Below are 23,833 nucleotides of genomic sequence, written 5' to 3'. Positions count from 1 at the left end.
AGGACGAATATGAAAATGAAAATAACAAAAGGTCTGTTGCAAATCGGTGTCTTGAGCCTGTCATTGCTGGCAACCGGTGTCATGGCCGCAGTGTCTGAATCGGAAGCCGCGAAGCTTGGAACCACATTGACACCCATGGGCGCGGAAAAAGCCGGCAACGCCGCCAATACGATTCCAGCCTGGAGTCCGATGCCGAAAAATGCAGGCGCGGTGGACAGCAAGGGTTTCCTGGCCAACCCGTATGCCAGCGAAAAACCGCTGTTCACGATCACCGCTGCCAACGTCGAGCAGTACAAGGACAAGCTTGCTCCTGGGCAGTACGCAATGTTCAAGCGCTACCCGGAAACCTTCAAGATGCCGGTCTACCCGTCCCATCGCGGCGCGACCGTGCCGGATGACGTATTCGCCGCCATCAAGAGAAACGCCACCAACACCAAGTCGGTGGGCGGCGGCAACGGTCTGGAAAACTTCGAGACCGCGGTGCCGTTTCCGATTCCGGCAACGGGCGTTGAAGTGATCTGGAACCACATCACACGCTATCGCGGCGGCAGCGTGACGCGTCTGGTCACCCAGGCCACTCCGCAGCCCAACGGCTCGTTCAGCCTGGTGTATTTCCGCGATCAGTTTGTATTTCGCGACAAGATGAAAGACTTCGATCCGAAGAACCCTGGAAATATCCTGTTCTACTTCAAGCAGGAAGTGACCGCGCCGGCACGTCTGGCCGGTGGCGTGCTGCTGGTTCACGAAACTCTTGATCAGGTGAAGGAGCCGCGTTCGGCGTGGGTTTACAACGCCGGTCAACGTCGTGTGCGCCGCGCGCCGCAAGTGTCCTATGACGGTCCAGGTACTGCGGCCGATGGCCTGCGCACCTCCGACAACCTCGACATGTACAACGGTGCGCCGGATCGTTACGACTGGAAATTGATCGGCAAGCAGGAACTGTACATCGCCTCCAACAGCCACAAGCTGGACGATCCGAAGCTCAAGTACGCCGACATCATCAAGGCCGGTCACATCAATCAGGACCTGGCGCGCTACGAGCTGCGTCGTGTCTGGCATGTGACGGCGACCTTGAAGGAAGGCCAGCGCCATATCTACGCCAAGCGTGATTTCTTCATCGACGAAGACACCTGGCAGGCAGCGGTGATCGACCACTACGACGGTCGCGGCCAACTGTGGCGCGTGGCGGAAGCTCACGCCGAGAACTACTACGACAAGCAAGTGCCGTGGTACGCCCTGGAAACCCTGTATGACCTGCAATCGGGCCGTTATCTGGCACTGGGTATGAAGAACGAAGAGAAAAGCGCGTACGACTTCGGCTTCACCGCTACCACCAGCGAGTTCACCCCGAATGCGCTGCGTCAGGAAGGGGTGCGTTGATCTGGCTTGATCAGGCGTGAAAACTGTAGGACCGGCTTCAGCCGGGAGGACGTTCTCCCGGCTGAAGCCGGTCCTACAGGTCTGGTGCACCAGTAGGATAATCGATAGACCTGAAAGCCCCTTAACCGGGGCTTTTCTATGTCCAGGCATTCGCAATGGTGATTGTAGGAATTTTGTTACAGTCTTTTCGGCAACCGCCTTCAAAAGGCGCCGCTTAACCGCTAGTCTCGGGACTATCTGCTTAGCCGCTAATAGCGCTTCAACAACAAGAGCCGGCCATGACTGATCTGTCCCGTATGCAAGGATTCGCAGACAGCGCGGTACCCGCGCTGGAAGGGCGATTTTTTCGACCCCCGTTACCTGACGGATACATATCCCGTCCTCGCTTGTGCGAGCGGCTGGCGGCTGGCTTGTCTGGACGGCTGCTGCTGGTCAGCGCGCCGGCCGGATTCGGCAAGAGTTCACTGGCGGTAGAGTTCTGCCAGAGTCTTCCGGCTCAATGGCAGAGCGTTTGGGTTGGACTCAGTCAGCGTGACAGCGATCCAGGGCGTTTTCTCGAACGCTTGATGGCCGGGTTGCAGCAGTTTTTTCCCCAACTGGGCGCCCAGGCGCTTGGTTTGTTGAAGATGCGCCAGCGCCATCAGCCATTTGCCTTTGAAGAATGGCTGGACGGCCTGCTCGATGAACTGGCCGTGCATCTATTACTGAGCAAGCCGCTGTTGTTAGTCCTTGATGATTACCATCTGGCGCAAGGGCCGGTGCTGGATCGCTGTCTGCAATTTTTCCTCAATCATTTGCCTGCCGGCCTGATCATCATGGTCACCAGCCGGCAACGACCGGACTGGCATCTGGCGCGCTTGCGCCTTTCGCGACAATTACTCGAACTCACCGAACAGGATTTGCGCCTGACCCATTGCGAGTCGCGGGCGCTGCTCGATCAGCACAGCAGTTCGCTGGACAGCGAGGCGTTGCAAAGCCTGATTCTGCGCAGTGAAGGCTGGGTCGCCGGGCTGCGCTTCTGGTTGCTGGCCGCGTCTGAAGCGGGTGGTGACAACGCGCTGCCTCAGGCGCTGCACGGTGGCGAAGGGTTGATCCGCGACTACTTGCTCGAAGAAGTCATCGATTGCCTGCCCGCTGAAGTTCAAGCGTTTTTGTACGAGACCGCGTGCCTGGAGCGTTTCTGCAGTGAGTTGTGCAATGCCGCTCGCGACAGCCACGACAGCGCGGAAATGCTGCGTTTCCTGCAATCCCATCAGGTGTTTCTCGTGCCGCTGGACGAGCATGGCCGCTGGTTTCGTTATCACCATTTGTTTTCCGATCTGCTGCGGGCCCGACCCGATGCCGAGCTGCGGCAAACCCGGCTGCACCTGAATGCATGCCGCTGGTTCAGTGATCAGGGATTGCTGGACGAAGCGGTCGAGCAGGCCTTGCGCGCGGGCCATCTGGACGTCGCCGCCAATCTGGTGCAGAGCCTGTCCGAAGAGCAATTGCTGGCCGAACAGAACGTCGGCATGCTGTTGCGCTGGAAAATGGACCTGCCCGATAGCTTGCTGATCAGCACGCCGCGGCTGATTGTCTTGTACGCCTGGGCTTTGGGTCTGGCGTGTCAGCTGGATGCCGCCGAAGAGTTGGCCAGCAACCTGAGTCGATTTCTGCCCGCGCCGTCGTCTACGGCGCAAAACTCCATGCTTGCCCAATGGCTGGCGCTCAGCGGCATCATTGCCAGAGGCCGAGGCGACAGCGCCCGGGCCCAGCTTTATTGCTCCGAGGCTTTGCTCAGCCTGCCGCAAAAACGCTACGGCCAGCGGTTATTGTGCTTGTCGACCTTGTCCGGCCTGGCCATTGTCGATGGCGATCTGTGGCGAGCCCGTGCGCTGAACCGTGATGCGCTGGAGTTGGCGCAGCGCGTTGCCAATCCTCTGTTCGAAGCGCTCGCGCATTACGATCGTGCGCGAGTGCTGCAAGCGCGTGGCGAAATCAACCGATCCCTCGATGAAGTTCATCAGGGCATGCAACGGCTCAAGGGACTATCGTCGCAACGTTTGTATGCGATCCGTGCGCGATTGACGCTTTATGAAGGCTACCTGTTGACGCTGCGCATGCAGGCCGAAGATGGCCGGGTGCAATTGCTTGCCGGTCTGGCCGAAGCCCGTGCCTGTCGCGACATCAGCGTGTTGATCGGCCACTGTGTGATTGCCGGGCTGGAAGGGCGCGAAGGCCGCTACGCCGAAGCATTTGCTGAACTGGGTGAAGCCGAACGGCTGATGCATATCTGGGACGTGCCGCCGGTGTATTACCTGGCGATGATCACGTTGGTCAAATGTGAGCTGTGGCTGGCGCAAGGGCGCGTCGATCTGGCCGAAGCCTGGCTCTTGCGGCTGACGCAGACCTACAGCGGGGACGCACCCGCCGCGGCGCCGGAGTGTCATCCGCAATTGCCGCAGCAAGTCGAGTTGCAACGCGCCGCGCTGGAGCGGATTCAGGGCAATGTCGCAGCGTGTACCCAGCGGTTGCAGGCGCTGGAAAGCTATGCGCAGAAGGTCGATGGCCAACTGCTGGTGCTGACGGCGTTGATTCAGCAAATACTTTTGCTGCTGGGCACTGCGGAAGAAGGACGAGCGCGGCTCTTGTTCAGTCGCTGCCTGCACGCCGCTTCCGGAGGCGCTGTGCTGCCATTCCACGAATTGATCCAGCGCCATCCGTGTTGGTTGCGTGAGCAGTTGCTGCAATCCGAGCCTTGCCAGCTACGCGATACCCTAATGAGCAAACTGCCCATTGAGATCCGTGTGCGTGAACCCGTCGAGCCGATGCATACGACCGATACCCTCAGCGTCCGGGAGTTCAGCGTGCTTCAGCTCATCGCCCAAGGTTGTTCTAATCAGGAAATCAGCGATCAGCTGTTCATTTCGCTGCATACGGTGAAGACCCACGCCAGCCACATCAACAGCAAGCTCGGCGTCGAGCGTCGCACTCAGGCGGTGGCGCGGGCGAAGGAGTTGGGTTTATTGGGGTGAGGGGTTGGTGTGTTGAATCAACTGATTTCGTAGGAGCGACTTTAGTCGCGAAGGCCTCAATTGCCCTCCCGGCTAAAGCCGGTCCTACAGCAAGCCTCGCCAACAGGCGTTTTTGAGTTTCATCATTGCGTCAACGACCCGGATTTCATCCCCGACCACAATTCTTCCACATCGGTGATTCCCCAGTCTTCCGGGCATTCGACTTTCAGAATTGTGTCGTGGTCCTGGGGATTGGCGAGGTTGACCACGCGGTGTTCGATGGGGCGTTTGGTGCGGGTGGACATGAACACTTTGACCTTGGGCAACAACAGTGATTTTTCATTCTGTTCGACGACGATGCCCAACCGACCGCTTGCCAGCCTGACCAGCGCCCCGACCGGGTAAATGCCCAATGTCTTGACAAAGACCTGAAACACTTTTTCGTCGAAATGACCTTTCCAGGTGGCCATCTCCCGAATCGACTGCGCCGCGCCCCAGCCTTTTTTGTAAGGCCGTTCCGAGGTTACCGCGTCATAGACGTCGCAGATCGCACCCATCTTGGCGTACATGCTGATTTCATCGCCGACCAGTCCATGCGGGTAGCCACTGCCGTCGATTTTTTCGTGATGGTGAACACAGACGTCCAGCACCATGGCGTTGACCTGCTGATTGTCCTCGAGGATTTTCAAGCCAGCTTCCGGGTGGTACTTCATGACCGCGAATTCTTCAGGGGTGAGCCGGTCGGGTTTGTTGAGGATTTCCGGGTCGATCATCATCTTGCCCACGTCGTGCATCAGGCCCGCGACTCCCGCGTGACGAACCTGGTCACTGCTCAGTCCCATGCGCCGCGCAAGGGCGATCATCAAGGCGCAGACCGCCACCGAATGCATATAGGTGTATTCGTCTGAGGTTTTCAGACGCGACAAACTGATCAGGGCATGGGGATGACGCAGTATTGAATCGGAAATCTCTTCGACCAGCAGATCGACATCCGCGACATTCATCGCTCTGCCCATCTTGGCCTCGGTAAATATCGTCATCACGGCCAACTTCGCCCGGCCGCAGATCAGCCTGGCGCGGGCCAGTTCCTTTTCCAGGCTGGCAGGTTCAGTGTCATCAAGCAGTGCTGAAGGTCGAGGCTGGCACTGGCCGGAGCCAGGTTTGCCCAGATGGGTATCGATCCAGACTTCCCTCACAGTTGATTGTTGAATCCTGTGCAGCTCTTCAATGTCATTGAGCGGCACCTCGATGTGGTTTATCCAAGGTATCTCGTTGCCCGGCGTGCGGCAGAATTCATGGATATGCATACCCAGTTCAAGATCGGTTACAAGGATTTTTTTCAGCATGACTGCCGCCTTGAGGTACTGATTGCGTTACGCCAGTATATGAAAAAATATTTAAAAATAACCAGTCCGGTAGATAACTTTTAATACATTGAGTAATTATGAATTATTCAATGGATTCAAAGAGTTAAAATGATAAATATTCAAGTGCCATAAACACTGGGCAAATAAATTTATTTGCGTTCTGGTGATTTTACAATTCCGCCAATTATCAAACAGTTGTTTGTCGGCCGTTAGTTCCCTATCAATGTTCATTATTGTTCGTAAACGCACGCTATTTGCGGCGCCAGGATTTTTGCTCGGGCGCACTGCCGCACATTCGCTGCAGCGTGCTGCGAACCGGTTGTCGGCGCACTGATTTGCGTCTAGTTTGCTGCATCCAACAAGCACAAAAAAAGGAACCTACCATGCAGCCGATTCGTCTCGGTTTAATCGGCTACGGCAAGATAGCCCAGGATCAGCACGTACCGGCGATACTCGCCAATCCTGCGTTCCGGCTATTGGCTGTAGCCAGTCTCGGGCAACCATGCCCAGGCGCAGAGAACTTCAGCTCTCTCGGCGAAATGCTTGCCAAAGGCCCGGAAGTGGACGCCATTGTCTTCTGCACGCCGCCCCAAGGCCGCTTCGCTCTGGTCAGTGAGGCCATTGCTGCCGGTAAACACGTGTTGGTGGAGAAGCCGCCATGCGCGACGCTCGGCGAAGCCATGGCCTTGATTGATCAGGCTAAGGCGCAAGGGATCAGTGGCTTGTTTGCCTGGCATTCCCGGTTTGCCCCGGGGGTCGAGGTTGCACGGGACTGGCTGGCGAGCCGAGCCCTGGAGTCGGTGCAGATCGACTGGAAGGAAGACGTGCGCAAGTGGCATCCAGGTCAGGCGTGGATTTGGCAGCCGGGTGGACTTGGGGTCTTCGATCCAGGCATCAACGCGCTGTCCATCGCCACCCACTTGCTGCCGTTAGCGTTGTTCGTGCAATCCGCCGAGCTGCGCGTGCCGAGCAACTGCCAGTCGCCGATTGCTGCGTCCCTGCGGCTATCGGATTCCAATCATCTGGATGTTCGCGCCGAGTTCGATTTCGATCACGGCCATGATGAGTTGTGGAGCATCGAAGTGCGCTGCGAGGAAGGGACGCTGCGCCTGGATAACGGCGGCGCCCACCTGAGCATTGATGGCGTTGCCCATCAGGTCAGTGAAGAGGGAGAATATCCAGCGGTCTATCGGCACTTCGAAACGCTGATTCGCAATAAAACCAGCGATCTGGACCTGCAACCGTTGCGTCTCGTGGCGGACAGCTTCTTCGTCGGCAGCCGCGAACGGGTGGAACCGTTCTACGACTGATCGCCTCGCTGCAACGAAACGCATTTCAACTTACGGCCATCGTTTTCCAGGAACCCCCATGAACCCCGCAAAACCCGCGCTCATCCGCGAAACTTTCCCCGTCGGCCCTTTACAGTGCAACTGCACGATCATTGGTGACCCGATCAGCAAGCAGGCCATCGTGGTCGATCCGGGCGGCAACCATGAAATGATCATTGCTCGCCTTGAAGCGTTGGGTTTGAAGCTGGTCAGCATCATTCACACCCACGCACATCTGGATCACTTCCTGGCGTCCGGGCAGTTGAAGGAAAAAACCGGCGCGACGCTGCATCTGCATAAGGAAGATCAGTTTCTGTGGGACAACCTGGAAATGCAGTGCCAGATGTTTCGCGTGCCGTATACGCCGGTGCCGTCGCCGGATCGTTGGCTGGAGGATGAGGAAGAGCTGGCCTGCGGTTGTGGGGTTGCCTTGCACACACCCGGGCATACGCCGGGTTCGATGAGTTTCTGGTTTGCCGACGCCCAGTTGCTGATTGCCGGCGATACTTTGTTTCGACGTGGGATTGGTCGCACGGACTTGTGGGGCGGTGATCAGGCGACCATCGTGCGCTCGATCCAGCAGCGGCTTTATACGTTGGATGAAGACGCGACGGTTATCACTGGCCATGGTCCGCAGACGCGTCTGGGTGACGAGATGCGTGAGAATCCCTTCGTCCGCGCGTAAGGCCATTCAGGCAGCGTTAAGGAATTTTTGACGCTTGGCGTGCTCTAATTCCCGCATTAGGCGCCAGCCTTGACGTTCATAGAATCAGGAGCTTTTCCATGTTTACCTCGCGTCGTTTGATCATTGTCGCTACTGCCGTGGCCATGCTGTCTGGTTGTGCATCGCAGAATCCTTATGACAACCAGGGCCAGGCAGAGAGTTCTGGCGGCCTCAGCAAAACAGCGAAATATGGCGGCATTGGCGCTTTGGCCGGCGCCATCGCCGGTGCGGCAATCGATCACAACAACCGTGGCAAAGGTGCCCTGATCGGCGCGGCCGTTGCGGGCGTCGGTGCGGCTGGTTACGGTTATTACGCCGACAAGCAGGAAGCTGCGTTGCGCGCGAGCATGGCTAACACGGGCGTCGAGGTTCAGCGTCAGGGCGATCAGATCAAGTTGATCATGCCGGGCAATATCACCTTCGCCACGGACTCGGCCGCCATCGCCAGCAGCTTCTACTCACCGCTGAACAATCTGGCGGGCTCCTTGAAGCAGTACAACCAGAACATCATCGAAATCATCGGCTACACCGACAGCACCGGGAGCCGCCAGCACAACATGGACCTTTCGTTGCAACGGGCACAAAGCGTCAGCACGTACCTGACGTCCCAGGGCGTGGACGCCGGGCACTTGACCGTACGCGGCGCCGGGCCCGATCAACCGATTGCCAGCAACGCCGACGTCAACGGCCGCGCCCAGAACCGTCGGGTAGAGGTCAACCTCAAGCCGATTCCTGGTCAGCAATATGATCAGCCTCAGCAGTAAGCCTGCATGAGATCTGTTGGAGCGAGACTTGCCCGCGAAGAACGATAACGCGGAGTGTCTGGGCCACCGAGGCGCCTGATTCGCGGGCAAGCCTCGCTCCAACGGGTCGGATTTTAATCAAGGCTCAGCGAGTCGGCGNGAGGCGCCTGATTCGCGGGCAAGCCTCGCTCCAACGGGTCGGATTTTAATCAAGGCTCAGCGAGTCGGCGGATACTCGCTGTACATCCGGTCCAGCAACGCATCCTTGTCTTCCCACAGCTTGTTGATCCACTGCTGGAATTCCAGGCGGTACTCGCCGTCCTGGTCGTAGTTCTTGCCGATGAAATGCGCCGGGATTTTGATTTCTTCGAAATGTGCGACCACCTCTTTGACATTGCCGCACAGCAGATCCCAATAACCCGGACGTCCGCCCGGATAGTGGATGGTCACGTTGATGATCGATTCTAGCTGTTCGCCCATGGCATCGAGCACGAAGGCGATGCCGCCTGCCTTGGGTTTGAGCAGATGGCGAAACGGTGAACTCTGCGCCGCGTGCTTGCCTTCGTTAAAACGCGTGCCTTCGGCGAAGTTGAAGATGCCTACCGGATTGTTACGAAACCTGGCACAGGTACGCCGGGTAGTTGCCAGATCCTTGCCTTTCTTTTCCGGGTGCTTGGCCAGATAAGCCTTGGAGTAACGCTTCATGAACGGAAAGCCCAGCGCCCACCAGGCCAGACCAATCACCGGCACCCAGATCAGCTCCTGCTTGAGGAAAAACTTCAGCGGGCGGATGCGTCGGTTCAGCACATGTTGCAGAACCATGATGTCGACCCAGCTCTGATGGTTACTGGTTACCAGGTAGGAATGTTGATAATCCAGGCCTTCAAGACCGCTCAGGTGCCAGCGGGTATGTCCCAGCAAAGTCATCCAGCGGCTGTTGTTGCCGATCCAGGCTTCGTGGATGTGACTCATCAGCCAGTCCGTTACGCGCTGTGCGGCAGGGAAGGGCAGGCAGAATTTGAAGAGCGCGACCACGAACAACGTCGTGCACAAAACGATAGTGTTCAGCGCCAAAAGCAGCGAGGCGATGACGCCACGCAAGGGTGCAGGCAAAAAATCCATGACGGATCAGGCTCCAGAAAGGTATTCGAATGCCGTCGGATTGCGCCGACGGCATTTGCAGTGTGGTGAATGTGTGTGTCAGGAAAGGGTGTCAGCCTGAATCGCGGTCAGGGCGATGGTGTAGACGATGTCATCGACCTGCGCACCGCGTGGCAAGTCATTCACCGGCTTGCGCAGACCTTGCAGCATCGGCCCAAGACTGACGCAATCGGCGCTGCGTTGCACGGCCTTGTAGGTCGTGTTGCCCGTATTGAGGTCGGGGAATACGAACACGTTCGCCCGACCGGCCACCGAGCTGTCCGGCGCCAGTTGCCGGGCGACATTTTCGTTGGCGGCAGCATCGTATTGCAGCGGCCCGTCGATCAGCAGATCGCGTTTCGCTTCATGGGCCAGTTGCGTTGCTTCGCGCACCTTTTCCACTTCTTCACCGCTGGCCGAGTTGCCGCTGGAGTAGCTGATCATCGCCACCCGAGGCGTAATGCCGAATGCCAGGGCGGAATCGGCGCTCTGCAAGGCGATTTCGGCCAGTTCGCTGGCGGTTGGGTGCGGGTTCATGATGCAGTCGCCGTACATCAGGACCTGCTCTGGAAAGAGCATGAAGAACACCGAAGACACCAGCGTACAGCCCGGCGCGGTCTTGATCAGCTGCAAGGCCGGGCGAATGGTGTTGGCAGTGGAATGGATGACGCCGGAAACCAGTCCGTCGACTTCATCGAGCGCCAGCATCATGGTGCCGATCACCACCGTGTCTTCCAGCTGTTGCTCGGCCATCGGCGCGTTCAGGCTTTTGCTTTTGCGCAGATCGACCATGGGCGCGATGTAGCGCTCGCGAATCACATCCGGGTCGAGAATTTCCAGCCCTGGCGGCAGTTCGATGCCTTGCGCCTTGGCCACTGCGTGGACTTCTTCGGGTTTGGCGAGCAGCACGCAGCGGGCGATGCCACGTGCCTGGCAGATCGCCGCCGCCTGAATGGTCAGCGGCTCGCTGCCTTCAGGCAGGACGATGCGTTTGTTGGCCGATTGCGCCCGCTGGATCAACTGATAGCGAAACACCGCTGGCGACAGACGCAGCTCGCGCGGCGTCCCGCAACGCTGGTGCAACCAGTTGGCGTCGAGGTGGCTGGCGACAAAATCAGTAATGATCTCGGCGCGTTCGCGGTCATCGATGGGGATTTCTTTGTTCAGCTGGTTGAGCAGCGTGGCGGTTTCGTACGAACCGGTGCTTACCGACAACACTGGCAAACCGGCCTGCAAGGCGCCTCGACACAGTTCCAGAATGCGTGGGTCGGGGACGGTGTCGCTGGTCAGCAACAGGCCGGCCAGCGGCACTCCGTTCATGGCCGCAAGGCTGACGGCGAGAATGATGTCGTCGCGATCACCCGGAGTTACGACCAACACGCCTGGCTTGAGCAGCTGCACGGTGTTGAGCACGGTACGCGCGCAGATAATGATTTTCGACATGCGCCGCTGTTCATAGTCGCCCGCGTTGATCACTTGCGCGCCCAGCAGCTCGGCCACATCGCGAGTGCGCGGCGCGTTGAGCTCGGCTTGGTACGGGATGCAGCCCAGCAGGCGGAAATCACCGCTGCGCAGCAACGGCGAATGTTCCTTCAGGCGGGCAGCGAACGCCTCCATGGTTTCATCGGTGTGGACCTTGTTGAGAATCACGCCGAGCACCTTGGGGTCCTTGGGGCCGCCAAACAGCTGCGCCTGCAATTCGACCCGGCCCGACAGCTCCTTGAGCACTTCGTTTTCCGGTGTGGACACCAGGATCACTTCGGCATCCAGGCTTTTCGCCAGGTGCAGGTTCACTCGCGCCGCATAGCTGGCGTGACGGGTTGGCACCATGCCTTCGACGATCAGCACGTCCTTGCCGACAGCCGCCTGTTGGTACAGGGCGATGATTTCTTCCAGCAGTTCATCGAGCTGACCATCGCCCAGCATGCGTTCCACATGGGACAAAGCCAGCGGGCGTGGCGGCTTCAAACCGTGGGTGCGCGCCACCAGTTCGGTGGAGCGTTCCGGCCCCAGATCGCCGGGGTGCGGTTGCGCAATCGGTTTGAAAAAGCCGACTTTCAGCCCGGCACGCTCAAGGGTGCGCACCAGCCCAAGGCTGATGGATGTCAAACCCACACCAAAGTCTGTGGGGGCAATAAAGAAAGTCTGCATTCAGGGTTCTCGCTTGAGCAGTACAAGGGCCGTGGCGAAGATCAGCCAGTCGGCCGGAAAAGCAGGGCGCTGTCGAATCGCAGCGTCTCAACGGGGCGTAAGATTATCGTCATCCGGCCTCTGCGCACACCAGCCACAGCGAAAGCTTTGGCCTATTTTTTGCGCGCGTTGCGCCGGATCGAGAACCCAGGCTCGGGACTGCCATGGCGGCTGGTGCCTCAGGTGCTGAGTGTGGCCGCAGGACAGCATGGCGATCCAGTGGCCTTGCTCGTCCTGCCCAAAGCCGATCACCGTCGGGTTTTCCAATATGGGCCGTCCGTCAGAGTTGCGTTCGCTTTCGAGCGATTGCTTGGTTAAACTTGCTCGTTCTTCAATCTTAAGCAAAGGTCTTGCCCTCATGCCGATCGCCGCCAATAAGGCTGTCTCCATCGACTATACCCTGACCAACGACGCTGGTGAGGTCATCGACAGCTCCGCCGGTGGCGCGCCGCTGGTCTACCTGCAAGGTGCAGGTAATATCATTCCGGGCCTGGAAAAGGCTCTGGATGGCAAAAACGTCGGTGACGAACTGAAAGTATCCATCGAACCGGAAGACGCCTACGGCGAATACTCCGCAGAACTGGTCAGCACTCTGAGCCGCAGCATGTTTGAAGGCGTCGACGAACTTGAAGTCGGCATGCAGTTCCATGCCTCCGGCCCGGACGGCAGCATGCAGATCGTGACCATTCGCGACTTGGATGGCGACGATGTCACCGTTGACGGCAACCATCCGTTGGCTGGCCAGCGTCTGAACTTCGACGTCAAGATCGTTGATATCCGTGACGCCAGTCAGGAAGAAGTCGCTCACGGTCACGTGCATGGCGAAGGCGGCCATCACCACTGATTTGTGCTGCTAAGCTCACAAAGCTGGCAAGGCGCTTTGGCAGGTTCAGCGAGAACATCATGTTCTGTGCCGCCTGGTGAGGCGCCTTTTTAGTCCGCTGTCATAAGGAAGTTGTCATGAGTGCTTTTCACGACTTGAAACTGAAAGCTCTGGATGGCCAGGAACTGCCGCTCTCGCCGTTCAAGGGGCGAGTGGTTCTGGTCGTCAATGTGGCTTCCAAATGCGGTTTGACGCCTCAATATGCGGCGCTCGAGAACCTCTATCAGCAGTACAAGGATAAAGGCTTCAGTGTGCTGGGCTTGCCCTGCAACCAGTTTGCGGGCCAGGAACCGGGCACCCAGCAGGAGATTCAGGAATTCTGCAGCCTCAACTATGGCGTGACGTTCCCCTTGGCTGACAAGCTTGAAGTCAATGGTCAGCATCGTCATTCGCTGTATCGTCTGTTGGCGGGTGAAGGTGCGGAGTTTCCGGGCGACATCACCTGGAACTTCGAAAAATTCCTGGTGGGCAAGGATGGCCGCGTGCTTGCACGTTTCTCGCCTCGCACCGCACCGGATGATCCTGCGGTCATCACTGCGATTGAAAAAGCCCTGGTCTGACTCAAGCGCCTCGCCGGGTGGCAGCTTCGTTTACCCGGCCGATTGTTCCTGTCTCAGGGTCTGTCCTGACCCTTCTGTTGCACAATCACTCAGATCAATAGTAATGGGCTGCCGCTCCTGGACGGCTCTATGCTAGACGCCGCTCTATGTCAGCGCCTGCGTTTCCACAGATAGTCCGAATCACGCGACGTCTGGAGACCATTCATTCGTCTGAGGACATTTGCATGCCCGTAAAAGCCCTGTTCAAACCCTTTCAGTTAGGCAGCTTGAGTTTGTCGTCGCGGGTTGTCATGGCGCCGATGACGCGCTCCTTTTCCCCCGGCCACGTGCCCAACTCCAAGGTGATCGAATACTACCGCCGTCGTGCTGCTGCAGGCGTTGGCTTGATCATTACCGAAGGCACAACCATCAACCACAAGGCCTCCAACGGCTACCCGAATGTGCCGCAGTTTTTTGGTGAAGCTCCTTTGGCCGGCTGGAAGAAAGTGGTCGAAGCGGTGCATGCCGAAGGCGGCAAGATCGTTCCGCAACTCTGGCATGTGGGCGCTGTTCGCCGCTTGGGCACTGAACCGGATGGCAGCGTTCCGGCGTACGGTCCGATGGAAAAACTCAAGGATGGCAATGTCGTGGTTCACGGCATGACCAAACAGGACATCGACGAGGTGATCGGCGCATTCGCCCAGGCCGCCAAAGATGCGCAGGCCATTGGCATGGATGGCGTGGAAATCCACGGCGCTCATGGTTATCTGGTGGATCAGTTCTTTTGGGAAGGGACCAACCAGCGCACCGATGAGTACGGCGGCAGCCTGGCCAATCGCTCGCGTTTCGCCGTCGAACTGATCGAGGCCGTGCGCGCGGCTGTAGGAAGCGACTATCCGATCATCTTCCGTTTTTCCCAGTGGAAGCAGCAGGATTACAGTGCACGTCTGGTGCAGACGCCCGAAGCTTTGGCGGAATTCCTCAAGCCGCTGTCCGACGCGGGCGTGGATATTTTCCACTGTTCGACACGCCGTTTCTGGGAGCCCGAGTTTGAAGGTTCTGATCTCAATCTCGCCGGCTGGACCCGCAAACTCACAGGCAAGCCAACGATCACTGTTGGCAGTGTCGGGCTTGATGGCGAGTTCCTGCAATTTATGGTCAACACCGACAAGATCGCGCAGCCGGCGAGTCTGGAAAATCTCTTGCAGCGACTGGGTGACGACGAGTTTGATCTAGTGGCAGTGGGCCGCGCCTTGTTGGTTGACCCTGACTGGGCCGTGAAAGTGCGTGACGGCCGCGAGCAGGACATCCTGCCGTTCAGTCGCGAGGCGCTGACCACGCTGGTCTGAGCAGATCGCTGACGTTCGCCACGCGGCCGGATGTGCGCGGGTAACGTCAGCGCTGAACGTGCGGGACGGCTAGTAACTCGGGCGCTGCGCAGGCGTTGCGAAGTTGGCGCTCGAACAGATCGATGATCGCGCCCCAGCCTTGGCGACTGGCATGTTGACGGGCGTTCAGGCGCACGCGGCGCAGGGTTTCGCTGTCATCGAGCAGCCAGCAGGCGGCATCAATGAACGCTTCCTCATCCCCCGGCATCGCCAACGCGCCGTTGTGGCCGTGACGAATGTGCTGGCCGGCTGCCGCTTCGTCGTACGCCACGACACCGAGACCCGACGCCAGCGCTTCCAGCACCACATTGCCAAACGTCTCGGTCATGCTGGGAAAGAGAAACACATCCGCCGACGCGTAATGTGTCGCCAGCTCTTCACCGCGCTGCGTGCCGCAAAAAATCGCCTCGGGTATTTGCTCTTCAAGCATTCCACGCTCAGGCCCATCGCCGACCACAATCAACTTCAAATGCCGTCGCGGGTATCGGGTTTTGAGCGCTTCGAAGGTCGACTTGAGCAACCCCAGGTTTTTCTCCGGTGCAAGCCTGCCCACGTGCAGCACCGCTGTGTCACCGGCTTGCAGCCCCCAGCGTTCGCGCAGGGCCTGGGAACGCCGTGAAGGATGAAACAATTGGCTGTCGACGCCTCTGGACAGCAACTCGATACGCTCGAAGCCGCGCCGCTCAAGCTCCATTTTCTGACTGATGCTGGGCACCAGCGTCACCCGGGAGCGGTTGTGAAACCAACGCAGATAATGGGTGAGCAGGCGAGCGATGCAACCCAGGCCGTATTGATGGGTGTATTGCGCGAAGTTGGTATGAAAGCCACTGACCACGGCAATCCCCAGCCGCCGCGCAGCCCTGAGCGCTGATAATCCCAGCGGACCCTCGGTGGCGATGTACAGCACATCCGGCCGCTGCCGCTGCCAGCGTCGCAGCAACTTGTGCATCGACGAATGCCCCCATTGCAGACCCGGATAGCCCGGAATCGGCCAGCCGCGTGTCAACACCACATCTTCCGCCGCCGGCCCCTCATCCTGGCTCTGCCGAGGCCGCACCAACTCGATTCGGTGGCCCAACACCCGCAACCCGTCACACAACCGCGCCAGGGTATTGGCAACGCCATTGATTTCGGGAGCGAAGGTTTCGGTGATGAAGGTGATACGCATGGATGTGCTCATAGAGCCAGTGTCGGCCGCGATGATTTCGGTTATGTGGCGGTGGGATGATGGATTTGTGACGGTGGGTTTTGATCGCTTGGGATGGCGGTTATCAGGGTTAAAAATTGATTTGATCGTGAGTGATTTGATTCAAAGGACTACGCGGTTCTATGCATTTATTCCGATGCGAGAGTAAGACGTTTCCTTAAGTGGTTTTATATAACTTTGTAGTGTTGACGCTGATTGCTTCCTGAGTAACGTCGAATTATCGAAAGGCAAATCGCTAGCGATAGTTCACGACTTCATAGCCGCGACAAGTGTCAGGCCTTGAGTCGTTATCCATTACTCAGGAAGTAAAAAATGAAAAACTTTAAAAAGTTGAACGGTACTCTCATGTCTACAGTAATTGCTCTTACTGTTGTAGTTGGCTCTCAGAATGCTTCAGCGGGTAGCTATACCTCTGAGGTCAGATTGCCTGTGTTACATTCAAAAGGCTATGTTTATACGGCTCACCTCCCCGCAGTGGGCGGACCAAAGGAAGGACAGATTATTAAAAATGTAACCTGGAATTGGAACGTGCAAGGTTGGCCGAGGGGATTGAGGGTTAATCTGTGTCAAACACCAACTCGGTGTATAGATCTATCAAGAGTTCGCCTCGGCTCCTCCCGTGTGTTCAATGGTCAACTTGCCAGTAGGCCGTTTTACTATGAGTTGCAATTGTCTCCGGATGGACCGGCTCCGGTAGCTGCACAGATGGGACGTATCACTGTTAGTTGGTAATGTTGACTCGCGCTCACACACGCGGTGTTTGAGCGCGATCAGGCTTCACCAACCAGCCATTTCAAGAAATCTTGTTGGCATCGTGTCATTGAATTCAAACATCTTTTCGAGTATTTCTGAAGGGGACGTGCCCTTTTTTAGTTCGGACTGATAGAGTGCGCTCCGTTCCTTCTGCATGGCGGATCTGATCTCTGCAAAATATCTAGATGTTTTAGAGGTGACGAGTTCGCCGGTTGCGGAGTATCGGATATTGGGCCTGTCGGAGACATCGAGGAGCTCCATGTTTAAAGAGTTATGGGCGAAGCCGAATGCTAATTCCGATGCGTCGGTCGGGTTAGATCGTGCAATCTCTAACATGCGATTTCTCATCTCTAAATTCGTAACTGCCCCTGCAGGACTTCTCCGGGGCTGCGCCGAAGCCGTAGCTTCTTTCAGAATCTTATCGAATTGCAAACTGCTGTTCCCGGCGAGTTTTGCAGCGGGATCGCGCCTTGAGGTTGCAGCCGAGTCGCCTACCGAACCTACTTGGCTATTTGAGTAGATATTCATCGTGTTCTCTCACAAAGCTTGCCGATGTGCATCGCACCATAGTTTGCTTAATGGTCACTCAAGGCAAACGGCAGAAGGCGCGATTCAGTTGCTCGTTCCAGTGCTGCGGGTTGAGGCTTATGGATGACGTTTGTCGGGTTAAGACTGGTCAATTCCAGAGGCGAGCGGGGTTTGATCAATCGGGACAAGCTTGCGGGTTCTGGTTTTATCGGGGTCGCCGTTCTCGTTGCCTCCTTTAGTATTTGCGAGAAAGGCATCGATTCCGTTACTGGTAAGTGTCCGCGAGCCACAGGTGCTGATTTCGCAATCACAGCTGTGTGACTGGGCTGGATATTGATGTTCATGTACATGATCTCTCCATTGTTGTTTAAAATGAGAGATAGCAACAACGATGCCAATACTATGCGAAGAAAAGTTTTATCGATATTTGGCTAATGTTTTCAGGGGTGAAGCGATTTCTGATGCAAGTCCTGCTCAAACATCCTGCAAATAAGTATGGGTATGCTGAGAGGCAACTTATTGCCCTCGCTGGCAAATGTTTGCCGCAGGCTATTAATGCCGTTATCTTCAGTTAAGTAGGATGTAAGAGTTTTATTTGTAGGACTTGTCTTTTATTTATGTTTCGGTAATTAATGGCATGGATTTAAAAAAGGCCCTTGTCAGGGCCTTCTTTAATTAACTCTTCTGCGTCAACAAGGCCTCAGCCCCGCGATCCCAAACCCAGACCAGGTCGCGCCATCAATTGGTTGCCCCCTGCGGCCAATCTTCACTATAGATAGAGTTTTTAATAAGTCGGTGCGTAAAGTGGTTGGTCGAAAGTTAATATGAGATTCGACGCGGTGTGCAGTAATTATTTATTAAATATTACTTTGAGAGTAAGCATTCCTAGCTGGTTGTGGGATGTTTCCGTAAGTTGTATTTGTGATTGAAAAAGCGTTGACGCAGGCTGTTTTTTGAATAACGTCAGTTTTGTCGAATCTAACCATTCGATATGCAAGTGCGGCGGCGAATGAGGTTGCTCTCAAGAATTGACAAAGCAGGAAGCGTAAAATGAAATTTGATAACAATAATTTTAGCCGGAAAGCGTTGGCTGTAGGAGCGTTAATAGCGCTGTTGGCGACCTCCCAAGGTTCTATGGCTGGCCAGTATTTTTCTGAGGTTGATTTTCCTTATATTTATTCGTCAGGTGAAACGCATCGGGTCAATATTCCCTTTAGCCTTGATGCTCCAGATGGTATGAAGGTTAAGAGCGTGAGCTGGAGTTGGACGCCGTCTCGTCAAGGATACAATGTTAAGTTGTGTCAAATGGCGACTAATATCTGTAAGGATGTTTCCTTGCAGAGTTCCGGCTCCAGTAGCGGGTTCGGTCGTGTGATGCTGCATTGCCATTTTACTTTTTAGTGACAAGCAGGGGGCGTCCATTTAATCCTGAGTGGGGTTTAAAAGGAAGCTTGACAGTAAACTGGTAATACCTCGGCGAGGTTAAGAGCGGTGCGAGTGGATGCACCCGCACCGCCTATGCACTCGCGGCTTAGGGTTACAGCCATCCTGACATTTTTCGGAATTCATCGGGTAAGGTGTCGTTGTACTCAAATATTTTCTTGAGGATTTCCGAGAGAGGCGTGCCCTTGGCGAATTCGTTTTCGTATAGCTTTACCCGTCCCTCATGGTAAAGATCAGCAATTTGTTTGAAGTAGGCCTCTTTTTCCGGGGTGAAAATTTCTCCGGTTGCCGCGATCCTTATGATTGGCCAATCGCCGACGTATAACATCGGAGTATCAATGTATTCGCATCCGTACAGAAAGGCAGATTCATTGGCCCACTCAGGATCTTGTGCGCCTCCCTCGACCAACCATTCATACAAGTCTGTCACTTTCGTATTGCGCATTGGTGATGTTTGAGGCGCTTCAGTCGTCATGCTCTTTAGTGTGTCTGCAAAGCTGCTACCAATATCGCTAATTTTTGTTGAGTTAACAGCAGTTCCTGATACAGATTTACCTATACAGCTATCAAGAGTGAGGGTTGCTGAATTTATAGTGTTTTGCATTGCCATATCACTTTATTGTTGTGGGATAGTGACAATAAGCAAGGCGGGTGCCAGAGTTGGATGTTCGATTGTTACTAAATATGAGGGTCAGCAAATGTTGGTTTATATATACGCGGATATCCGTATGGTCTGGTAGAAAACGTGACGTTTGTCAAATCTCTCATCAGCGAAGATGCGGCAAACTTTTGCCAGCAGCGGAGAATTTTCGCCCCACACATTAAGAAGGCCCTGATTGTTCAGAGCCTCTTATCCATTCAGCGTATCTTGGGAAGCAACGCCTCGGCCCCGCGCTCGCGCACCCAGAACAATGTCGCTCCGGCAACGGCTGCCGGCATCATCAGGAGGTTGACCACCGGGATCAGCAGCACCAGATATACAATCCCGCCAAAGCTCAGGCTCTGCCAGCGTTTGGAACGCAACCAGGCGAGCATTTCGTTCCAGCCCAGTTTGTGGTTATCCGCCGGGTAGTCGATGTACTGGATTGCCATCATCCAGACCCCGAACAGCAGCCACAGCGGTGCGGCGACGAGGTTGACGACCGGAATGAATGACAGGATGAACAGCCCGATGGCGCGTGGCAGGAAATAGCCGAGCTTGCGCATTTCCCGGCCAAACGTGCGCGGCACCATGGCGACCAGTTCGCCCCAACTGAAGGCCGGGAAGTCGTCGGTTCCGCGCAGCACGACTTCGACTTTTTCCGCCAGGAAACCATTGAATGGCGCGGCGATTATGTTGGCGATCATGGTGAAGGTGAAAAACACCATCAGCACCACTAACGTGACGAACAGCGGCCACAGGATGTAATCGAGGAAACTCAGCCAGCTGGGCAGCTCTGGCATAAACGCATCTACCCACATGCCGAATTGATGCATGGCCAGATAGATCAGGCCAATAAACAGTAACAAATTGATGCCCAGCGGTAGCAGCACGAACAGGCGCAAGCCGGGGCTGAGCACCAGTTTCAGGCCTTCGCGCAGGTATTGCGGGCCTGAGAGAGCGGGAGCAGGCATTGGTAGCCTCCAATCGATAGAAAACCCGCCGACCTTACCGGCTTTGGCGCGGGGGTGAAAGCAGCAACGCCTCTGGATAGACCCCGGCTATGAGGTGGATTGTGAAACGATATTTCCTTAATCTTGGCACCCTCGATAAGCTGCACGCCAACTTATCAACCCTTTCCTTTTAAATCTGAACCTCTTGGGAGACTTCATGAGCGTACTGGTTAACAAACAGGCACCGGACTTCGACGCGGCGGCCGTATTGGGCGACGGTTCCATCGTCGACAGCTTCAAGCTTTCTTCGCTGCGCGGCAAATACGTGGTGCTGTTTTTCTGGCCGCTGGATTTCACCTTTGTTTGCCCATCGGAAATCATCGCCCACAACAACCGCATCGCTAAATTCCGCGATCTGGGTGTTGAAGTGGTTGGCGTTTCCATTGATTCGCAGTTTACTCATTACGCCTGGCGCAGCACGCCGGTCGAGAAGGGCGGTATTGGTGAAGTTCAGTTCGCCATGGTTGCCGACGTCAAACACGAAATCACTCGCGCCTATGGCATTGAGCACGATGACGGCGTTGCCCTTCGTGCATCGTTCCTGATCGACCGCGAAGGCGTGGTTCAGCACCAGGTTGTCAACAACCTGCCGTTGGGTCGTGATGTAGATGACATGGTTCGTCTGGTGGAAGCGCTACAGTTCACTGAAGAGCACGGCGAAGTTTGCCCTGCCGGCTGGCGTCCAGGTCAAAAAGGCATGAAAGCCGACGCTCAAGGCGTTGCTGATTACCTGGCGCAGAACGCTACCAGCCTGTAATCCGTCGTTGCGGCTTCGGTCGCAGCCACAGACTTTTCAGGACTGCCGTGTTGTGAGCCTTCCCCAAGTGCTTTCGGTGGTCCTTTTTTATTCCAGCCGTTCCGACCACGGCATAGATGGTCGGTCGATAGGAGTGTGTCATGTCTGATGTACGTCATTCCCGAGTGATTATTCTCGGCTCCGGCCCTGCCGGTTACAGCGCTGCAGTGTATGCCGCGCGCGCCAACCTCAAGCCTTTGCTGATTACCGGCATGCAGGCTGGCGGTCAATTGACCACCACCACTGAAGTCGACAACTGGCCCGGCGATCCGCACGGCCTGACCGGTCCGGCGCTGATGGATCGAATGCGTGAGCATGCCGAGCGTTTTGAGACCGAGATCGTGTTTGACCACATCAATGCGGTCGATCTGGCTGGCAAGCCGTTCAGCCTCAAGGGTGATAACGCTACTTACACCTGCGACGCCTTGATCATTGCCACCGGTGCCAGCGCTCGTTATCTGGGCCTGCCGTCCGAAGAGGCGTTCATGGGCAAAGGCGTTTCCGCCTGCGCAACCTGTGACGGTTTCTTCTATCGCAACCGTGAAGTGGCCGTGGTCGGCGGTGGTAACACCGCTGTAGAAGAAGCGCTGTATCTGGCCAACATCGCCAGTAAGGTGACTCTGGTACACCGTCGCGAGACGTTCCGCGCCGAGAAGATCCTGATCGACAAGCTGCACGCGCGGGTTGCCGAAGGCAAGATTGTACTCAAGCTCAATGCCACGCTGGACGAAGTCCTGGGTGACAACATGGGCGTGACCGGTGCTCGCTTGAAGAACAACGATGGCAGCAGCGATGAGCTGAAAGTCGATGGCGTGTTCATCGCGATCGGCCACACGCCGAACACCTCGTTGTTTGAAGGTCAGCTGGCGTTGAAAGATGGCTATATGGTTGTGCAGGGCGGCCGTGAAGGCAACGCGACTGCAACCAGTGTGGAAGGTGTATTCGCTGCGGGCGACGTTGCTGACCACGTTTACCGTCAGGCGATTACCTCTGCCGGTGCTGGTTGCATGGCAGCATTGGACGTTGAGCGGTATCTGGACGGCCTGGCTAACGCCTCGTTCTGACAGCGTTTTGCGGCAATAAAAAAAACCGGCTCAGGCCGGTTTTTTTGTGGCAGAACTTGTTGGAGCGAGGCTTGCCCGCGAAGGCGTCGACTCAGCCCTTACGCTTGAGGGGCTCACCAGCAAACTTCACCCCGGCCAGACCATGGGCGATCAAGGCGCGGATATTGCCGTGGTCGCTGCCGTCTGGCGTGGCTTTCACCGAACGGTAATGTTCGCCGAACGCCAGCAAGGCTTCGTCGTCGTTCAAGCCTTCCAGCAACGCGAGGCCCAGGGTTTTGCACGAGCCTTCGTTTTGCCCGGCGGGGTTTTCAACCGGGCCGTTGCTGAACGCTTGCGGCTGGTAGTCGTAGCCCGTCGCGATAAAGGCCAATGTGTCGGCAAACAGATGTTTGCCACTCGCCAGGCTGGCGCGCAGGGTATTCAGATCAGTCATGCTTGTGTTCCTTGGCGAACGCCGCTTTCTGTTCGGCGCTGGCTTCTTGCTGGTATTGAGCTTTCCACTCGCTGTACGGCATGCCGTAAACCACTTCGCGGGCTTCGTCGAGGCTGACGTCGATGTGCTTTTCGTCCGCCGCGGCCTTGTACCATTTGGACAGGCAATTGCGGCAGAAACCGGAAAGGTTCATCAGGTCGATGTTCTGCACGTCCTTGCGACTGTCCAGATGCGCGACCAGTCGGCGAAAGGCGGCGGCTTCGAGTTCGAGGCGTTCTTGCGGGGTCATGATGGGCTCTTCGCAGGCAATTAAGGACGCAATGATAAGAGTTTCAGCGTTGCCCGGCGAGGGTGATCGACACCGACTCGGCGAAACGCAAGGCATGGGGCTTGTCGACTTCGACTTCGGCGTACAGCACCGGCTCGTAGCTCATCACCAGATCCAGCACTTCCTGGGTCAGGCGTTCGAGCAAGGCAAAGCGATTGCCTTCTACGTGCTGAATGATGGCCTTGGTGATGGTGCGGTAATTCAAGGCGTGGCCGATATCGTTGTCGCGCACGGCTTCCTGAGCGGCATAAAGAATCGTCAAGTTGATCAGCACGTCCTGTTTATTGACGATTTCATCTTCGTTGATGCCGATGAAGGTGCGCAGGCACAGGTCCTTGACCCGGATGCGCGCGGTGCCTGGTTCAAGTCTTGCCATCAGTTTCTGCTCCGTCCGATCAATTGCAGGAATTCCAGACGGGTCGTGCTCGAATCACGGAATGCGCCGAGCATCACCGAGGTGTTCATGGTCGAGTTCTGCTTCTCGACGCCGCGCATCATCATGCACATGTGTCTGGCTTCGATGACCACCGCCACGCCGGCGGCGTTGGTGACGTCCTGAATCGCGTCGGCGATCTGTCTGGTCAGGTTTTCCTGGATCTGCAGGCGGCGGGCGAACATGTCTACCAGACGGGCGATCTTCGACAAGCCGAGGACTTTGCCGGTGGGGATGTAAGCCACATGCGCCTTGCCAATGAAGGGCAGCAGATGGTGTTCGCACAGCGAGTAAAGCTCGATGTCCTGGACGATGACCATTTCGTCGTTGTCGGAAGCGAACAGCGCACCGTTGACGATTTCCTCGACGCTCTGCGCGTAGCCATGACACAGGTATTGCATCGCCTTGGCGGCACGTTTCGGGGTATCCAGCAGACCTTCGCGGTCAGGGTTTTCGCCCAGACCGACGAGAATCTCGCGGTAGTGCTGTGGCAGGGATGAGCTCATCAAAAGGATCCTCG

At 56.5% G+C, this 23,833-nt stretch carries 25 protein-coding genes; 13 read left to right on the top strand and 12 right to left on the bottom strand.

The window, feature by feature from the left end:
- Positions 1–15 precede the first annotated feature (15 nt).
- Positions 16–1,380, top strand: coding sequence for a DUF1329 domain-containing protein (locus AFK24_RS10890; RefSeq protein ID WP_065833325.1), 1,365 nt, complete (start codon positions 16–18; stop codon positions 1,378–1,380).
- A 278-nt stretch (positions 1,381–1,658) separates the two neighbouring features.
- Positions 1,659–4,394: a LuxR C-terminal-related transcriptional regulator gene (locus tag AFK24_RS10885; RefSeq protein ID WP_065833248.1), complete on the top strand. Its 2,736-nt coding sequence runs from the start codon at positions 1,659–1,661 to the stop codon at positions 4,392–4,394.
- A 122-nt stretch (positions 4,395–4,516) separates the two neighbouring features.
- Here AFK24_RS10885 and AFK24_RS10880 read toward each other — a convergent pair whose 3' ends face one another.
- Entirely contained in the window at positions 4,517–5,719 is a 1,203-nt protein-coding gene (locus tag AFK24_RS10880; RefSeq protein ID WP_065833247.1) for an HD-GYP domain-containing protein, read from the bottom strand.
- A 404-nt stretch (positions 5,720–6,123) separates the two neighbouring features.
- On the opposite strand from AFK24_RS10880, the gene AFK24_RS10875 reads away from it, so the two are divergent.
- From AFK24_RS10875 to AFK24_RS10865, 3 genes are all read left to right on the top strand, one after another.
- On the top strand, positions 6,124–7,050 hold the full coding sequence (locus AFK24_RS10875; protein ID WP_065833246.1) for a Gfo/Idh/MocA family protein: 927 nt from the start codon (positions 6,124–6,126) through the stop codon (positions 7,048–7,050).
- Positions 7,051–7,108: 58 nt separating this feature from the next.
- On the top strand, positions 7,109–7,753 hold the full coding sequence (locus AFK24_RS10870) for an MBL fold metallo-hydrolase (protein ID WP_065833245.1): 645 nt from the start codon (positions 7,109–7,111) through the stop codon (positions 7,751–7,753).
- 98 nt (positions 7,754–7,851) lie between these two features.
- Positions 7,852–8,556 (top strand): OmpA family protein, encoded by a 705-nt coding sequence (locus AFK24_RS10865; protein ID WP_065833244.1) that lies wholly within the window; start codon positions 7,852–7,854, stop codon positions 8,554–8,556.
- 195 nt (positions 8,557–8,751) lie between these two features.
- Here AFK24_RS10865 and AFK24_RS10860 read toward each other — a convergent pair whose 3' ends face one another.
- The 3 genes from AFK24_RS10860 to AFK24_RS29890 form a co-directional block, all read right to left on the bottom strand.
- On the bottom strand, positions 8,752–9,657 hold the full coding sequence (locus AFK24_RS10860) for an acyltransferase (RefSeq protein ID WP_065833243.1): 906 nt from the start codon (positions 9,655–9,657) through the stop codon (positions 8,752–8,754).
- Between the two features lie 78 nt (positions 9,658–9,735).
- A complete protein-coding gene (gene pta / locus AFK24_RS10855; RefSeq protein WP_065833242.1) occupies positions 9,736–11,826 on the bottom strand; it encodes a phosphate acetyltransferase in 2,091 nt (696 codons plus the stop codon).
- A gap of 87 nt (positions 11,827–11,913) precedes the next feature.
- On the bottom strand, positions 11,914–12,210 hold the full coding sequence (locus AFK24_RS29890; protein WP_170826317.1) for a DUF3565 domain-containing protein: 297 nt from the start codon (positions 12,208–12,210) through the stop codon (positions 11,914–11,916).
- Positions 12,211–12,223: 13 nt separating this feature from the next.
- Between AFK24_RS29890 and AFK24_RS10845 the strand changes: the two genes are divergently transcribed.
- From AFK24_RS10845 to AFK24_RS10835, 3 genes are all read left to right on the top strand, one after another.
- Positions 12,224–12,709, top strand: a complete 486-nt coding sequence (locus tag AFK24_RS10845; protein ID WP_065833241.1) for an FKBP-type peptidyl-prolyl cis-trans isomerase — start codon at positions 12,224–12,226, stop codon at positions 12,707–12,709.
- Positions 12,710–12,825: 116 nt separating this feature from the next.
- Positions 12,826–13,308 carry a glutathione peroxidase gene (locus AFK24_RS10840; RefSeq protein ID WP_065833240.1) on the top strand — a complete coding sequence of 161 codons (483 nt, stop codon included), beginning with the start codon at positions 12,826–12,828 and terminating at the stop codon, positions 13,306–13,308.
- A gap of 218 nt (positions 13,309–13,526) precedes the next feature.
- Complete coding sequence (locus tag AFK24_RS10835; RefSeq protein WP_170826320.1) at positions 13,527–14,636, top strand: NADH:flavin oxidoreductase; 1,110 nt, start codon at positions 13,527–13,529, stop codon at positions 14,634–14,636.
- Positions 14,637–14,682: 46 nt separating this feature from the next.
- On the opposite strand, the gene AFK24_RS10830 is transcribed toward AFK24_RS10835, so the two are convergent.
- Positions 14,683–15,843, bottom strand: coding sequence for a glycosyltransferase family 4 protein (locus tag AFK24_RS10830; protein ID WP_430962152.1), 1,161 nt, complete (start codon positions 15,841–15,843; stop codon positions 14,683–14,685).
- Here AFK24_RS10830 and AFK24_RS30715 point away from each other — a divergent pair.
- Together AFK24_RS30715 and AFK24_RS29885 are read left to right on the top strand one after the other, a co-directional pair.
- Positions 15,842–16,030 (top strand): hypothetical protein, encoded by a 189-nt coding sequence (locus AFK24_RS30715; RefSeq protein WP_139110493.1) that lies wholly within the window; start codon positions 15,842–15,844, stop codon positions 16,028–16,030. The genes AFK24_RS10830 and AFK24_RS30715 overlap by 2 nt on opposite strands.
- Before the next feature lie 164 nt (positions 16,031–16,194).
- Positions 16,195–16,614, top strand: coding sequence for a flagellar protein FlhE (locus AFK24_RS29885; protein WP_346424278.1), 420 nt, complete (start codon positions 16,195–16,197; stop codon positions 16,612–16,614).
- A 45-nt stretch (positions 16,615–16,659) separates the two neighbouring features.
- Here AFK24_RS29885 and AFK24_RS31565 read toward each other — a convergent pair whose 3' ends face one another.
- Complete coding sequence (locus AFK24_RS31565; protein ID WP_240500375.1) at positions 16,660–17,163, bottom strand: hypothetical protein; 504 nt, start codon at positions 17,161–17,163, stop codon at positions 16,660–16,662.
- 1,050 nt (positions 17,164–18,213) lie between these two features.
- Here AFK24_RS31565 and AFK24_RS30710 point away from each other — a divergent pair.
- Positions 18,214–18,564 (top strand): hypothetical protein, encoded by a 351-nt coding sequence (locus tag AFK24_RS30710; RefSeq protein ID WP_139110492.1) that lies wholly within the window; start codon positions 18,214–18,216, stop codon positions 18,562–18,564.
- A 136-nt stretch (positions 18,565–18,700) separates the two neighbouring features.
- Here AFK24_RS30710 and AFK24_RS10820 read toward each other — a convergent pair whose 3' ends face one another.
- Both AFK24_RS10820 and cysZ read right to left on the bottom strand, forming a co-directional pair.
- Positions 18,701–19,210: a hypothetical protein gene (locus AFK24_RS10820; protein ID WP_139110491.1), complete on the bottom strand. Its 510-nt coding sequence runs from the start codon at positions 19,208–19,210 to the stop codon at positions 18,701–18,703.
- A 254-nt stretch (positions 19,211–19,464) separates the two neighbouring features.
- A complete protein-coding gene (cysZ, locus tag AFK24_RS10815; RefSeq protein ID WP_065833236.1) occupies positions 19,465–20,220 on the bottom strand; it encodes a sulfate transporter CysZ in 756 nt (251 codons plus the stop codon).
- 196 nt (positions 20,221–20,416) lie between these two features.
- Between cysZ and AFK24_RS10810 the strand changes: the two genes are divergently transcribed.
- Entirely contained in the window at positions 20,417–21,016 is a 600-nt protein-coding gene (locus AFK24_RS10810; protein ID WP_020294438.1) for a peroxiredoxin, read from the top strand.
- A 140-nt stretch (positions 21,017–21,156) separates the two neighbouring features.
- A complete protein-coding gene (gene trxB, locus AFK24_RS10805; protein ID WP_065833235.1) occupies positions 21,157–22,119 on the top strand; it encodes a thioredoxin-disulfide reductase in 963 nt (320 codons plus the stop codon).
- A 91-nt stretch (positions 22,120–22,210) separates the two neighbouring features.
- On the opposite strand, the gene AFK24_RS10800 is transcribed toward trxB, so the two are convergent.
- The 4 genes from AFK24_RS10800 to folE are packed head-to-tail and all read right to left on the bottom strand — an operon-like array spanning position 22,211 to position 23,819.
- Positions 22,211–22,552: a HopJ type III effector protein gene (locus AFK24_RS10800; protein WP_065833234.1), complete on the bottom strand. Its 342-nt coding sequence runs from the start codon at positions 22,550–22,552 to the stop codon at positions 22,211–22,213.
- Positions 22,545–22,841 carry a DUF1244 domain-containing protein gene (locus tag AFK24_RS10795; protein WP_065833233.1) on the bottom strand — a complete coding sequence of 99 codons (297 nt, stop codon included), beginning with the start codon at positions 22,839–22,841 and terminating at the stop codon, positions 22,545–22,547. The genes AFK24_RS10800 and AFK24_RS10795 overlap by 8 nt, the downstream gene beginning before the upstream one ends.
- A 43-nt stretch (positions 22,842–22,884) precedes the next feature.
- Positions 22,885–23,256, bottom strand: coding sequence for a dihydroneopterin triphosphate 2'-epimerase (folX, locus tag AFK24_RS10790; RefSeq protein ID WP_020294433.1), 372 nt, complete (start codon positions 23,254–23,256; stop codon positions 22,885–22,887).
- Positions 23,256–23,819, bottom strand: coding sequence for a GTP cyclohydrolase I FolE (gene folE, locus AFK24_RS10785; RefSeq protein WP_065833232.1), 564 nt, complete (start codon positions 23,817–23,819; stop codon positions 23,256–23,258). Before folE ends, folX begins: the two co-directional genes overlap by 1 nt.
- Positions 23,820–23,833: the final 14 nt, after the last annotated feature.

The organism is Pseudomonas syringae (assembly GCF_001698815.1).
Taxonomy (GTDB): domain Bacteria; phylum Pseudomonadota; class Gammaproteobacteria; order Pseudomonadales; family Pseudomonadaceae; genus Aquipseudomonas; species Aquipseudomonas syringae_A.
The sequence above is the reverse complement of the archived record's forward strand: the minus strand, read 5'-3'. Positions and strand labels throughout refer to the sequence as shown.

Coding starts and splice junctions, on each gene's coding strand:
- AFK24_RS10890 (WP_065833325.1), top strand. CDS start 16: ATGAAAATAACAAAAGGTCTGTTGCAAATCGGTGTCTTGAGCCTGTCA.
- AFK24_RS10885 (WP_065833248.1), top strand. CDS start 1,659: ATGACTGATCTGTCCCGTATGCAAGGATTCGCAGACAGCGCGGTACCC.
- AFK24_RS10880 (WP_065833247.1), bottom strand. CDS start 5,719: ATGCTGAAAAAAATCCTTGTAACCGATCTTGAACTGGGTATGCATATC.
- AFK24_RS10875 (WP_065833246.1), top strand. CDS start 6,124: ATGCAGCCGATTCGTCTCGGTTTAATCGGCTACGGCAAGATAGCCCAG.
- AFK24_RS10870 (WP_065833245.1), top strand. CDS start 7,109: ATGAACCCCGCAAAACCCGCGCTCATCCGCGAAACTTTCCCCGTCGGC.
- AFK24_RS10865 (WP_065833244.1), top strand. CDS start 7,852: ATGTTTACCTCGCGTCGTTTGATCATTGTCGCTACTGCCGTGGCCATG.
- AFK24_RS10860 (WP_065833243.1), bottom strand. CDS start 9,657: ATGGATTTTTTGCCTGCACCCTTGCGTGGCGTCATCGCCTCGCTGCTT.
- pta (WP_065833242.1), bottom strand. CDS start 11,826: ATGCAGACTTTCTTTATTGCCCCCACAGACTTTGGTGTGGGTTTGACA.
- AFK24_RS10845 (WP_065833241.1), top strand. CDS start 12,224: ATGCCGATCGCCGCCAATAAGGCTGTCTCCATCGACTATACCCTGACC.
- AFK24_RS10840 (WP_065833240.1), top strand. CDS start 12,826: ATGAGTGCTTTTCACGACTTGAAACTGAAAGCTCTGGATGGCCAGGAA.
- AFK24_RS30715 (WP_139110493.1), top strand. CDS start 15,842: ATGGATGTGCTCATAGAGCCAGTGTCGGCCGCGATGATTTCGGTTATG.
- AFK24_RS10830 (WP_430962152.1), bottom strand. CDS start 15,843: ATGCGTATCACCTTCATCACCGAAACCTTCGCTCCCGAAATCAATGGC.
- AFK24_RS29885 (WP_346424278.1), top strand. CDS start 16,195: ATGAAAAACTTTAAAAAGTTGAACGGTACTCTCATGTCTACAGTAATT.
- AFK24_RS31565 (WP_240500375.1), bottom strand. CDS start 17,163: ATGAATATCTACTCAAATAGCCAAGTAGGTTCGGTAGGCGACTCGGCT.
- AFK24_RS30710 (WP_139110492.1), top strand. CDS start 18,214: ATGAAATTTGATAACAATAATTTTAGCCGGAAAGCGTTGGCTGTAGGA.
- AFK24_RS10820 (WP_139110491.1), bottom strand. CDS start 19,210: ATGCAAAACACTATAAATTCAGCAACCCTCACTCTTGATAGCTGTATA.
- cysZ (WP_065833236.1), bottom strand. CDS start 20,220: ATGCCTGCTCCCGCTCTCTCAGGCCCGCAATACCTGCGCGAAGGCCTG.
- AFK24_RS10810 (WP_020294438.1), top strand. CDS start 20,417: ATGAGCGTACTGGTTAACAAACAGGCACCGGACTTCGACGCGGCGGCC.
- trxB (WP_065833235.1), top strand. CDS start 21,157: ATGTCTGATGTACGTCATTCCCGAGTGATTATTCTCGGCTCCGGCCCT.
- AFK24_RS10800 (WP_065833234.1), bottom strand. CDS start 22,552: ATGACTGATCTGAATACCCTGCGCGCCAGCCTGGCGAGTGGCAAACAT.
- AFK24_RS10795 (WP_065833233.1), bottom strand. CDS start 22,841: ATGACCCCGCAAGAACGCCTCGAACTCGAAGCCGCCGCCTTTCGCCGA.
- folX (WP_020294433.1), bottom strand. CDS start 23,256: ATGGCAAGACTTGAACCAGGCACCGCGCGCATCCGGGTCAAGGACCTG.
- folE (WP_065833232.1), bottom strand. CDS start 23,819: ATGAGCTCATCCCTGCCACAGCACTACCGCGAGATTCTCGTCGGTCTG.